This is a genomic window from Gammaproteobacteria bacterium (assembly GCA_022340215.1).
Taxonomy (GTDB): domain Bacteria; phylum Pseudomonadota; class Gammaproteobacteria; order JAJDOJ01; family JAJDOJ01; genus JAJDOJ01.
This window is the reverse complement of the sequence record JAJDOJ010000232.1, coordinates 1-12,413: the sequence shown is the minus strand read 5'-3', so window position 1 is coordinate 12,413 and position 12,413 is coordinate 1. Positions and strand designations below refer to the sequence as shown.

13 protein-coding genes are annotated in these 12,413 nt (G+C 60.4%); 6 read left to right on the top strand and 7 right to left on the bottom strand.

The genetic code is table 11. The features are described from left to right. The coding region (locus LJE91_16230; protein ID MCG6870217.1) for a DUF4338 domain-containing protein at window positions 1-199 on the top strand (199 nt) is incomplete at its 5' end. A 132-nt stretch (window positions 200-331) separates the two neighbouring features. Here the strand turns inward: LJE91_16230 and LJE91_16225 are convergent. Together LJE91_16225 and LJE91_16220 are read right to left on the bottom strand one after the other, a co-directional pair. Then, window positions 332-2,095, bottom strand: a complete 1,764-nt coding sequence (locus LJE91_16225) for a SulP family inorganic anion transporter (protein MCG6870216.1) — start codon at window positions 2,093-2,095, stop codon at window positions 332-334. Window positions 2,096-2,127: 32 nt separating this feature from the next. Further along, window positions 2,128-3,411: a glycosyltransferase family 4 protein gene (locus tag LJE91_16220; protein ID MCG6870215.1), complete on the bottom strand. Its 1,284-nt coding sequence runs from the start codon at window positions 3,409-3,411 to the stop codon at window positions 2,128-2,130. A gap of 328 nt (window positions 3,412-3,739) precedes the next feature. Between LJE91_16220 and LJE91_16215 the strand changes: the two genes are divergently transcribed. The 4 genes from LJE91_16215 (at window position 3,740) to LJE91_16200 (ending at window position 7,269) form a co-directional block, all read left to right on the top strand. Continuing rightward, window positions 3,740-4,561, top strand: a complete 822-nt coding sequence (locus tag LJE91_16215) for a mechanosensitive ion channel (GenBank protein MCG6870214.1) — start codon at window positions 3,740-3,742, stop codon at window positions 4,559-4,561. Window positions 4,562-4,565: 4 nt separating this feature from the next. Further along, a complete protein-coding gene (locus tag LJE91_16210; protein ID MCG6870213.1) occupies window positions 4,566-5,405 on the top strand; it encodes a CBS domain-containing protein in 840 nt (279 codons plus the stop codon). Beyond that, entirely contained in the window at window positions 5,395-6,702 is a 1,308-nt protein-coding gene (gene mgtE / locus LJE91_16205) for a magnesium transporter (protein ID MCG6870212.1), read from the top strand. Before LJE91_16210 ends, mgtE begins: the two co-directional genes overlap by 11 nt. Window positions 6,703-7,068: 366 nt before the next feature. Beyond that, window positions 7,069-7,269 (top strand): hypothetical protein, encoded by a 201-nt coding sequence (locus LJE91_16200; protein MCG6870211.1) that lies wholly within the window; start codon window positions 7,069-7,071, stop codon window positions 7,267-7,269. A 303-nt stretch (window positions 7,270-7,572) separates the two neighbouring features. Here LJE91_16200 and LJE91_16195 read toward each other — a convergent pair whose 3' ends face one another. From LJE91_16195 to LJE91_16180, 4 genes are all read right to left on the bottom strand, one after another. Beyond that, a complete protein-coding gene (locus tag LJE91_16195; GenBank protein MCG6870210.1) occupies window positions 7,573-8,157 on the bottom strand; it encodes a CAP domain-containing protein in 585 nt (194 codons plus the stop codon). 205 nt (window positions 8,158-8,362) lie between these two features. Further along, window positions 8,363-9,193, bottom strand: a complete 831-nt coding sequence (locus LJE91_16190; protein ID MCG6870209.1) for an endonuclease/exonuclease/phosphatase family protein — start codon at window positions 9,191-9,193, stop codon at window positions 8,363-8,365. 209 nt (window positions 9,194-9,402) lie between these two features. Further along, window positions 9,403-10,038, bottom strand: coding sequence for a thiol:disulfide interchange protein DsbA/DsbL (locus tag LJE91_16185; protein ID MCG6870208.1), 636 nt, complete (start codon window positions 10,036-10,038; stop codon window positions 9,403-9,405). Between the two features lie 18 nt (window positions 10,039-10,056). Beyond that, window positions 10,057-10,665 (bottom strand): cytochrome c4, encoded by a 609-nt coding sequence (locus LJE91_16180; GenBank protein ID MCG6870207.1) that lies wholly within the window; start codon window positions 10,663-10,665, stop codon window positions 10,057-10,059. 126 nt (window positions 10,666-10,791) lie between these two features. On the opposite strand from LJE91_16180, the gene yihA reads away from it, so the two are divergent. After that, a complete protein-coding gene (yihA, locus tag LJE91_16175) occupies window positions 10,792-11,484 on the top strand; it encodes a ribosome biogenesis GTP-binding protein YihA/YsxC (protein ID MCG6870206.1) in 693 nt (230 codons plus the stop codon). Between the two features lie 202 nt (window positions 11,485-11,686). Here the strand turns inward: yihA and LJE91_16170 are convergent, their stop codons facing one another. After that, window positions 11,687-12,025: a hypothetical protein gene (locus LJE91_16170; GenBank protein ID MCG6870205.1), complete on the bottom strand. Its 339-nt coding sequence runs from the start codon at window positions 12,023-12,025 to the stop codon at window positions 11,687-11,689. Window positions 12,026-12,413: the final 388 nt, after the last annotated feature.

Below are 12,413 nucleotides of genomic sequence, written 5' to 3'. Positions count from 1 at the left end.
ATACAGCCCGGTTCTGCTCGAGACCTTTGTTGAGAAGCCACGCTTCCGGGGCACCTGCTACAAGGCCGCCAACTGGATCTATCTGGGACAAACCAAAGGCCGAGGAAAGCTCGGTCCCGCCGACAAACAGAGCGTGCCGATCAAAGACCTATGGGTTTACCTCCTGGATCGACGCTTCCGAGACACGCTTACTGGCTGATTTATTTGCAGATGGGCACGCCGAATATTTACCCATGAGGCATGCCAACTTGTTAATCCGTGGAGGTTTTTTCTTAAGGTAGCAGTATTGGAGTCTGACCCCATTGATTCGCATGGTGTAGAACAAACTGCATCAATCGAGTCTGACCCCATTGATTGGCTGCGTCTCGCACTCCAGAAAGATCCTGGCGGTGCAGCGGCGGCAGATTTCCGGATCCAGTTGAGGGACGATAGCGGCCAGGGCCTCGGCCTTACCCTCGTATGTGTTCTCCGCGCCAATCTCCCGGAAGTAATCGCCCCTCGTCAAGGGTTCGCAGACCCCCGGCTTGAGCCCCATCAGGTGCAGTTCGCCGCCGTTCGAGCGACGGCGATCGGCTTCCCTCGCGAGGAGTTCGGCGCCGGCCACATCGACGAAGTTGACCCCGTCTATCAGTAACAGCAGGTGTTTCTGATCCGGCCTTCGCGCCATCTGCGGGCGAAACTGTTCCGAAATATAATCGACGGCGCCGAACCAGATGGACCCATCGATGCGCTGGATACGCAGTTGTGGACACTGCGGACGGTCTGCCGCGAACCGGAGATGGCGCTTGCGATCGAGGGGGTCGGGGACCTGCACACTCAGCGTAGGTTGAGAGGTACGGCGAAGGTACACCACGAAGGAGGCCAGGACACCCAGGAGAATTGCGAACTCCAGTTCCAGGAACAGGGTGGCGAAGAAGGTGATGACCAGCACCGCGAATTCGCTTCGGCTGGTGCGAGCGATACGCGCGATATGATGGAAGTCGATCAGGTTCCAAGCCACCAGGAACAGCAATCCCGCCAGCGCCGCCCTGGGCAGCCAGGCGGTGAGGGGGGCAACGGGAAAGATCAGCGCCATCAGGATCAGGCCCGCGAACAAACCCGCCAGTGGGGTGCGGGCACCCGCCTCGTAGTTGACGCCGCTGCGGTTGAACGAGCCGGTTGCGACATACGCGGAAGAAAAGCTCCCGGCCAGATTCGACAGTCCCTGGGCAATGAACTCCCGATTGCCGTCAAGCTGGTGTCCGGAACGCTGTGCCAGCGAACGACCGATGGAGACGGCCTCGGCGAGGGCGAACAGCGTCGTAGCCAGCACCGCCGGTGCCAGCGCTTTCAAGGTCGCGATGCTCAGATCCGGGGCCGAAAGCGCAGGCAGGGCGGCCGGCAAGGCCCCGACGAAAGCGATATGGGTGTGTTCCATCCCCAACACACGGGTCAACAACACCGAAAACAACGAGCCCACCACCAGGGCGATCAGCAGGTACGGAAAACGCCGGTTGATTCGGCGAAGCACGAGGCCGACCGCAAGCGTCACGCCTCCCACCAGGGCCGCATAGAGATTGATCTCGTCCAGCTTGTCCGAGAACAGGGTCACACGCTCCATGATATTGAGCTTGCGCGGGACATCCACCCCGAAGAAATGTTTGAGTTGACTGGTGGCGATCAGCAGGGCGGCTCCCGCGGTAAAGCCCAGGACCACCGAGTGGGAGATGAAGTTGACCAGGACCCCCATGCGGGCAAGGCCCAGGATCAGCTCGGTCAATCCGACCAGAAAGGTCAACGTGATCGCCAGGGTCACGAAGTCGGGCGAACCGGGCGCGGCCAGACCGCTGAGCGCCGAATAGATCACAATCGACGCAGCGGTGGTGGGACCGGACACCAGATGCCGAGAGGAGCCGAACAAAGCGGCGACGATCGTCGGGACCATGGCGGCATAGAGACCATATTGCGGCGGCATGCCAGCAATGGCCGCAAAGGCCACACCCTGGGGGATGACGAGAACGGCCCCGGTGAGGGCGGCGACCAGATCCGCGCGCAGGCTCTTCGCGCCGACCTCGGGCAGCCAGTCGAAATAAGATGTGAGGCCTATCGGGCGCAAAGGGGTATGCGAGTCGATTTTTCGCTGAGCGACTACGCCGACGTCGGGAGGCGAAGCGCGAGTCGTGGTTTGTGCAGCAGGGCCCGCAGTTCGTATTCAACCCGAGAGTAGGAGAAGTACTCGTGCGCAATCCGATAATTGTGCTCCTCGATCTCCCTTCGATAGGCATCATCGGTCAACACGCGGCGCACCTGCTCGACGACCTCATCCGTAAGGAACCCGTCCATCAGAATCGGCATGAACCCGCAGGGCTCGATGTCCGTGCGGTAGATCGCATAGCGATTGCACAGGACGGGCTTGCTGAAATAGATGGCCTCGAGAAACGCGTTGCCGAAACCCTCGTAGGTCGAGGGATAGCTGACGAGGTCCGCTTCGCGGTAGGCGTCCCAGATGGAAAACCGGGTTTCGCCTTCGGACGACACGCTGTGCTCGCTGTTAACCATGTCCTCGGCGTAGATGATCTCGACACCTAGCAGCTCCGAGTAGCGCTTTACACGCTCGGCATAGGTATTGCCCTCGTCGCTCGAAGCATGGGTGATGACCAGTTTGCAGCGCGGATCGTCCAGCAGCCGGATGAGTTCGATCGTGTGTTCGATCCCCTTTCGCTGAATGATGCGTGTGGGTTGAAGGATCACGAAATCGTCATCGCTGATTCCCAGTGCCTTGCGGAATCCGTTGTCCGCCGTTTCCGGACTGGGGGGCGGATTGTCGAAGTCCATGACGTTGGGAATGACCCGGCAGGAGAGCCCCGTGCGACGGCTGAACTCGCGTGCAGCCAGGGAGTTGATGACAACGTGCTGTATCTGTGAAAGCATCGGCGGGAATGCCGTGCGCAACTGGTCGTCCACGGCATTCACGAGGAACCGCTCCCGCTCCCACACGAAATCATGATGATGCGCGATACAACCGATCCCCGTTTCCATGACCGTCTCGACGATGGCCAGCCCGAGCGGGATGTTCATGGGAATGGTGACGCTGTTCTCGGCGATCATGACATCGATCCCGAAGCGAACCAGGGCCTCACGCAATCGCTCCTTCAGGACCCAGGTCATCTCGTGAATCTGGCTGCTGACCACGGACGAGCGGATCTCGCGACCGAAGCACTGCCGGTTGATCTCGTCGATGACGGGGTGCGTGAAGAGCGCCTCCGGAATGACCTCGGATACGGACTCTGGTCGGTCCGACTGCCCGGTGATGTAGAAACACTCGTGCCCCATGCCTTTCAGAACATGGGCCCATTTCTCGATTTCCAGACTGACACCGTCGGTACCGTGAATTCGGGTGGAAACGAAAGCGATGCGTTTGGGTTGATCCATGTTCTCGGCAGACATCTTCGATGGTCAGGATTTCGGGACAATTCAATCTGTATGACGGCGAGAGATCGTGGTTCGTCGTTGTGACCGGTCCGAAACGTGCCTATCGTTCGAGCGCGGTGCCACGGATTCGATGCGAGTTTCGATCTCGCAGTCCCGCTTGTCAACGATTCTCGTGGCCGCTGGCTGCAGCGACCGATTTACCGAACTTGAGCTGTCGCATTCGCGACGACTGCCGGGTCTTTACTGCCATGCGGGGAAACCCATCTAGAATCTATTGATCGACAATGCGAGCGGTACCGGATCACACAAAGCCAGCTTCTCTTGCTCGATGGAAACATACACGCAACTGATCACCGATGGGCTCGGCAGGTTCACGCAGGACCTCATGGCCTTTCTGCCGAGCCTGATCGCCCCGCTGTTGCTGCTCGTTTTCGGCTGGATTCTGGCGAAGATCCTGCGAACGATCATCCTGCGATTCGGAATCGGGATCGATCGGCTCGTCACGCGATTCAGGCTCGGCACGGGTCAGGAATCGCTTCCACTGCGTCGCAAGCCATCCGGCCTCGTCGCGAGTGTGGTGTACTGGCTCACCTTGTTCTTTTTCTTCACGGCAGCCATCGAGACACTCGGGCTACCCGGCCTCGCCGCATGGTTGGGCAGTCTGTTCGTCTATCTGCCCGACCTGATCGCCGGCGGGCTGATCATGCTGATCGGCTACTTCCTCGGCGGGTGGGCCAGGAATGCGATCCTTTCGGCGGCATCCGCCAGCGGGCTCGCTTCCGCCGATCCCCTCAGCCGCCTCGCGCAGACCCTTATTCTCACCATTGCCATCATCCTGGGTATCGGACAGTTCGGTCTCGATACCCAATTACTGATCAATGTCGCCACGATCGCAACCGCCGCATTGCTCGGCGGGCTCGGCCTGGCGTTCGGGCTCGGCGCCGCACCCTCGGTCGGCAACATCATCGCCTCTCACTATGTTCGTAAGGCGTATCGGATCGGGCAGAAGGTGCGCGTCGCCGACATCGAGGGCGAGATTCTGGAGATCACGCCGACGGATGTGGTGCTCGACACCGACGATGGACGGGCGATGATTCCCGCAAAGCTTTTCGGTGAGTCCGCCTGCCTGCTGCTCAATCGGGAGGACTAACCAAATGCTTGACGACCTCTCGCTCGGTTTTTTGGAGTCCCACCCGGAGGAAGCGGCGCGGGTCCTGGAAAGTCTGGACCTGCAGGAGGTGACATCGTTCATCGACGAGCTTCCCGTGGCATCTGCAAACAGGATCGTAAGACACATCAATCCACAGACCGCCGCCCGATTTCTCGAGCAACTGCCGGCCGCCAAGGCCTCGGCGTTGAGCGCCAAGCTGCCCATACACACGGCGTCGACCTTGTTCAGACACATGGACAGAACCGCCCGCGCGCGGATCATGGCCGGGATTCCCCAGCATCAGGCCGCATTTCTGCGACTCACACTCGGCTATGCACGTGGTCTGGTGGGTGCGGTGATGGACCCCCAGGTGCTGTCGTTTCGCGAGCGCGACACAGTGGAAGAGGCGTTCAGGCGGGTACACGCGGCACCCGAAAGCGTCCGGCACCATCTCTACATCGTGAACGATGCTGAGCAATTGCGCGGAATCGTGGACATTCGCGATCTCCTGTTCGCCAGCGGGAGAACGCCGCTCAGATCCTTGATGCAGCCCCCTGCGGCGGTGCTGTCCGCCAATGCGAGCATCGACATCGTCGGTCAGCACCCCGCGTGGAAGACGCACGCGACGTTGCCGGTAAGGAATCGACGAGACCACTTCGTCGGCGTGTTACACCGGCCAGTCGATCCGGGCGAATCGTTGGAGACACAAACAGGTAGCCGCGCTCCGGAAATGACGGATCCCCTGCTGGAATTGGCGGGGCTCGCGTGGGCGATGCTGGCGCTGTTGCTCACCTCCATTACAGGGTCCGGCGCTCGCGTCGAGGGAGATCGCAATGCCGGATAGTCACGCCAGGACTGTCCAGCGACTTCAGCGGACATTGCTCAGTAGTTATCCCGGAGAAGCCGCCAGGCGCCTCGAAAAACTTCCTGTAGAGGAAATCGATCGCATATTGCGCGCGCATCCTCCCAGCCTGACCGTTCGTGTCTGGGAGCAGTTGGCCCCTGACGTGGCGGTGAGATTGCTGAATACCGTCGAGGCGAAGACTGCCACCGCGGCCTTGAATCGTATGGACCCGAATCACGCGGCCATGCTGCTCGCCGGGCTCGACGAGGAGGGCCGGGAAGCGCATCTGAAGCGCCTGACGACCGCTGTAGCCAACGACATACGCTCCATCCTGGCCTACCCCGCGGATTCGGCGGGTTCGCTGATGGATACGCGGGTCATCACGTTCAGGCCCGAGATGACGGTCCGACAGGCCCTCTCACGCCTGCGTATGAGCAAACGCAAGGGGGTCAGGGTGCTGTTCGTCGTCGACGATGATCGTCACCTGTTGGGGGTCGTATCCATTCAGGATCTTGCGGTGGCGGCTGCCGGCGCGCGTCTGGATGCGATGATGCGTGCCGCGCCCACTTCCGTGGAGGCCATCACACCGCGCGAGGAGGTCGTCGAGCGACTCGAACAGCACCCCCTGACGGATCTCCCGGTGCTGGATTTCGAGGGACGCCTGATGGGCGTGATCCGTTATCAGGTATTGGTCAACGCCGTGGAGGACGAAGCCAGCGTCAAGATGCAGACCATGGTGGGTGCAAGCAAGGACGAGCGGGCGCTGTCGAAGATCTCGTTCGCGGTACGCAAGCGTCTTCCCTGGTTGCAGATCAACCTGGCGACAGCCTTTCTGGCAGCCGCGGTCGTCGGTCTGTTCGAGGGCACCATCGCGAAGTTCACCGCCCTGGCCGTACTGCTGCCTGTCGTGGCCGGCCAATCCGGTAACACCGGGGCCCAGGCACTGGCAGTGACGATGCGGGGACTGGCCCTGCGGGAGATTCGGCCCAGTCAGTGGGCGCGGGTGGTCTTCAAGGAGATCAACGTCGGCCTTTGGAACGGCATCGCCGTTGCCCTGGTTACGTCCCTGGGTGTCTACATCTGGAGTCGGTCCACGGGACTGGCACTGGTGATCGGCGTCTCGATGGTGCTATCGATGATCATCGCCGGGATGTTCGGCGCCGCCATCCCCATCATCCTGACCGTGCTGCGCCAGGACCCTGCCCAGTCATCGTCGATCTTTCTGACGACCGTAACTGACGTCGCGGGTTTCTTCAGCTTCCTGGGCATCGCCACGCTGCTGTCGGGAATGCTGTGAATCTCGGGCGGGCGGTCGGGACGGAGGTTGGATTATTGGACTTCGCCGGAATCCCTGGCCTCCTCGCAGGACGCCTCGCCGTCGGCCCGCGACCCGATTTTGGAGCGGGATCCGCCGCAAAGACGATTCCCATCGCGCGTCGTTCGAGCCGATGCTGCCTGGAGAAATCAGGCCGAACATCGTCACCACGCCGAACGGCTGAGTGTAGCGGGACGGCCAAACCGGATGATGATACCGGGCCGGGCGGGGTTGCCCATATGATAAAATCCTTCAGGGACAGATGTCCCTCAGGGACGCGACGGCCCGGCCGGGGTCATACCGCGCCCGATATCCCTGTCCGTCGGCATAAATCAGGGTGATGAAACCATGCGAATCCCGATACTCACGATTAGCCTATTCCTGCTCACTGCCTGTCAGACAACGGCTGAGGTGACCTGCGCCGACAAGGGATACGAACGGGACTCGCCGGAGTTTCAGCGGTGTGTCGCCGGCGAGAGGGAAGCGGGATCGATACAGATGATGGAAGAGGCGGGCGAAGGAGGGCTGGGAAGGCGGACGGAACCCTGATCCGCTCGTTGGCGTTGCAGTTCGGTTGAGGCAAAGCCTTTGGGAAGGCCTTAGGCGATTTCTGTCAAATGACATACCATCCTGCTTGTCTTTAGTCGTCCGTCCGCCGTGTTGCGACAACCGTTCCATCGTTCGACTATGCGCCTGTTTTCGAGTCTTGATGACGAACGAAAATCCGGCGCGGTCCGGTCTGTCGTTTTCCGGCAATCGCCTTAGCGGGGCGACTCGAACCGAACGGGTTGAGCAGCGGGTTCGTGCACGTCGCCTTGCGCTAACGGAGGGGTCGATTCGACCGGGGTTTTCCTATGGGGAAGACGCGGGCCTGGCGAAAACCTGTGTCCAGTAGATGCCGTAGTCTGACCGGTTGTCGGTCGCGGAATCCACCCCGACCTGGGTAAATTTCGCACTCATGAGGTTCGCGCAGTGCCCGGGGCTGTCAAGCCAGGCGGCCAGCGCCGCCGGTAGCGACCCATATCCCGCGGCGATGTTCTCTCCCCAGAACTTCCACTCATAACCCTGCGCCTCGATCCGGCTCGAGGCCTTCAAACCGTCGGATCCGGTGTGACTGAAGAAATTGGTCGTCGCCATGTCTTCGGAGTGGTTACGCGCCGCCTGCTGCAGCTTGCAGTCCCAGGTCAAGGGATCGGCTGCCTCGTAGCGATCCGCTCCGCAGTGTCGCGCCTCGGCGCGCGCGGCGTTGATCAGCTGTAACATTTCCTGTTGTTCGGACGCCCCCGGTGAGCAGATACCGAGCGCGGCATTCTCGAGGATGTCCGGGGGGTCATCGGTGCCGGATGCCGGGGTTGGTGTGGCCGAATCGTCACATGCCGACAGAAGGACCGCCACCAGCAGGACGGCCGAGCGGCTCAGGATGCGTAACTCCAACACTTACAGTCTCCAGGTTTGGATGGGCGACCCATCGATGTTCGGGGTCCGATGAGCTCAATATTAATGCCTGGTCTCGACGGTGAGCGTAGCGGTTCCACCTGCGGTGGAAATTTCCCGACGGTCTGTGAGAACCGCGAAAATTCTGCGAGATAGTAACAGCGTTCTCGACGGAAGGTACGATACGAAACCTGACCGGGATGATGCGCTACCTCGACTGCGTCTCGCGCCATAGTTTCAGCGTGGCCGGGAGCTTGATATCGACCGAAATCGGCAGGTGGTCCGAGAATCCCGCGTCGAGGTAGGTGCGACTTTGTTCGACGGGCATTCCCGGTGTCACGAGGATGTGGTCCAGTCCGAGGCGGGGTCGCCAGCTCGGATAGGTGTGATGCTCCTGTTCCGGGGAACAGAGGTGAGTGTCGCTCAACAGCGACTGAAACTCCTCGTCGTCGATGCGGCAGTTAAGGTCGCCCATCAGGATGACGTGTTCGTGCTTCCTGACGTACTCGGCGATGTACGCCAGTTGCTGGGTCCGTGCCCTGCGACTCAATGCGAGATGCATAACGATGACGATGAGGGTGTGGGCTCCCTCACCGAAGGTCGTTACCATCGCGCCGCGACCTGGGATACGCCCGGGCAGCTTGTGACCCATGATCGCCGCCGGCCGTACGCTGGAGAGCATCCCGAGACTGTGTTGCGCGAATAACCCGAGATCGCGGTTGGTCTGTGCGAACCAGTGCGGAAACCCGGCCCGGGTGGCCAGATATTGCGCCTGATTGATATTGCTGCTGCGGATGCTGCCGGCATCGAGTTCCTGGATGCCGACAATATCGAAATCACTGACGAAATCGGCGATGTTGTTCAGGTTGGACCGGCGGCCATGAAAGGGAAGCACATGCTTCCAGCTACGGGTGAAATAGTGCCGATAGTGGCTATAAGGAATGCCGACCTGAATGTTGTACGACAGCACTCTCAACCGCTTGATCGGTTGGCCGTCTTGCGCCCGCATGTCCAATGCCAGAGGTTGGCCTTGAGTCATCGAAAATGGCCTGTACCGGTAATGGTTGCCTGCTACCCGGGATTCGGGACAAGGCGATCCGACTACCGCACCGGGTCCACGTTGCCCAGACCCGGAACCCGCTGTCCGAAGCCGCGTGATGGTCACGACGAACCGGAAAGCCGGACGGTTCCGTGATTCCGGTCAACGGGAGTTCCACGCTTACCGGATTCTATTTGTACCGGTAAGGATCAGGTCGGGTTCGACTCCTGTTCCACGAGGTAGTTTATCACCTGAATCATGTTGGCGTAGCTGCCAGCCATAGAGGCGCTCGTGCGGTACTTGCCGTTGACGATCACACTGGGCACACCAGTCACGCCATATCGCCTTGCGCGGTCCGCTTCCCGTCTTACGAGCGAATCAACCTCCATGGAATTGTAGGCCCGCACGAATCGTTCCGTATCGACTCCCTGCTGACTCAGGAAGCGCGTCATGGCGCTGAGGTTCCCCAGGCGCCGCCCCTGGGTTTGAATGGCCTCAAAGATGATGGGATGCAACCGGTCGATCTCGCCCATCAGCTCTAGTGCGTAGTACATGCGCGCATGCGGGGTCCAGTTGGGATTGAGGGTAGCCGGGACCCGGACGAACACGGCCGACTTGGGCTTGGCTTCGAGCCATTTGTTGACGAAGGGCTCGAACGAATGGCAATGGGGACACCCGTACCAGAACAACTCCAGGACCTCGACCTGTCCGGGCTCGACGTCCGTGGGTACCGGGACCCTGAGCCGTTCGTAATCGATTCCCTCATCTATCGAGTTCGTACTTGCCAGTGCCCCAGCCGTCAGCGACAGCAGCAGCGCAAAGACAACCATGGACCAGGATTTCATCGACACCACCCGCAACGTCTAATGCAGTCCCGCGATATAGGATGCGACTGCCTCGATCTCCTCGTTGCTCATGCGACCGGCGTTATCGCGCATCATCGCGGAGGGGTCCGTTCGGCGCAGGCCATCACGGTACGCACGCAACTGATTGACAACGTATTTTTCCTGCTGGCCAGAGAGCGCGGGAAAACCGGCCGGTGCATTTCCCCCCCCTGTCGGCCCGTGGCAACCCATGCAGGATGACACGCCCCGATCCTCGTCGCCACCGCGGAAGACCTGCTCGCCCAGCGAGACCAGGACAGGATCCGCGCTGCCCGGCGTCCGGGTCTGACTGGAGAAATAGGCGGCAAGGTCCTTCATGTCCTGATCGGACAGCGCGGCCACGGGACCTGCCATGAGCGCGGCCTCGCGCTTGTTGTTTTTGAAGTTGGAAAGCTGGCGGTAGAGATACAATTCACCCTGGCCGGCCAGCTTGGGCCACTCCGGGTTCGTACTGTTTCCGTCCGCACCGTGACAGGCGGCGCAAGCGGCTGCCTTGGTCTTGCCTGCGGCCGCGTCACCACCCTGATCGGATGCCATGGCGGATACGGCCAGCAGACCGATCAGATAAAGGGCATTGCTCAATCTCATACCAAGCCACTCCAGAATAGTATTCGTTTGCCACCGGCAAAATGCACACTTCTCACGTTGGCCGGCACCGGAAAAATTGGCTGAACTGTATAACATAATCGCCCACTGGCCGCAAAAACACAGACCATGCAAACCAATCATACACGGAAGGACCGCGAGGGCCTGCTACTGGGCAACGCCCGCTACCAGGGCAGTGCGGTGCATCCTTCCCGCTTCCCCCCCGACGAGGGCGCCGAGGTGGCGTTCGCCGGGAGATCGAACGCCGGCAAGTCCAGCGCGCTCAATACCCTTTGCAACCGCAGGGCGTTGGCCCGAACCAGCCGCACCCCGGGACGGACGCAGATGCTGAACTTCTTTACGCTCGATGATTCCCGACGGCTCGTTGACCTGCCCGGTTACGGATTCGCGCGCGTGCCGGAAGAGACCCGCCGGAAATGGAAGCGGTTGATCGAGAGCTATCTTTCCCGCCGCCGGAGCCTGAAGGGTTTGATCCTGCTGATGGATGCCAGGCACCCGATGAAACCGGACGACGGGCAGTTCCTCGACTGGTGCGCCTATCACCGGATTCCGGTCCACGTGCTGCTGACCAAGTCGGACAAACTCGGACGTGGCAAGCAACACCAGTCCCTGCGTGTGGTGAGGGCCGGCCTGTTGGGCTCTGGTAGCGGTGCGCAACTGTTTTCCGCCCGAGACAGAACCGGACAGGAGGAGGCGCGAAAGATCATATTGGACTGGCTGAGCAACCCGACCCCCGGGTCACGCCCGGATGGGCGCGAAGATCGGAAAGATATTCAGACAAAAAAACCCCGGCGTGTATAGTGAGACTCACGCCGGGGTGGGAGGGGCTCGGTTTTGGGGGAGTCCGAGCCACATACCCGCTCAGGGAGGGAAGCGGGAAGCGCCGGGCTACAGCGCTCAGTATTCATAGACGGTGCGTCGATCGAAAAGTTCACTATTGACGGGGTTCGGCAACCTTACCGTTCCCGGGTCCGCCTGAGGCTCGACCGCAAAGCGGGGTTCGCTAGAAGCGGTACTTCATGTACATCCCGACCGGTTTCTGATCCAGACCGTGTTCTTTCGCCGGATCATAGATGCGGTCGACACTCTCTCCGATGAACATACCGAACTCGGCGTTCCCGAAACGCTCGTCGGTCACCGGTGTAGCATGTTCAATGGACAAACCGGCATAGTGGCCGCGTTCCCATCTCGAGGTGTCGAGATTGGCATTTCCCTCGTGACCGTCGCTGGCTAGCAACTGCCTGAGACTCGTATTGACGATCGGGTATTCGTCCGCCACCGCGAAATTGACGAGGCTACCCATTAGAAACGCTGCTCCGATCGCAGCGCGTCCCATATCCATAACCATACTATTTCCACCCTCTACTGCTTGGTCTTACTAATCCGCTTCGGTCTCTTCGTCCGCATGGGTACTGCAAGCCTGCGAATCAAAGACCGCGTAAGCCGCTTGTGGGGACCATCCGGTCCCGGCGGATCATTTATTTTTATTGGTGGAAATTATACTTATAGATTGTCAGGTGGTGGCCGACACCTGAACGAGGGGTACCAAAATCCGGAACAGCGGTCACAACATAGCCTCATCTAGGAGCCTGTCGGACTTAGGTGATCGTAGCGAGCATGATGAGAGAGCGAGATCGAATGTTCACGATTTTGAGGCGCATAGTGGGCCTACGCAACGAAAAATCGGGGGCATTTGAGCCGAGCTCCCATCAGCGCAGTAGATTAATCCT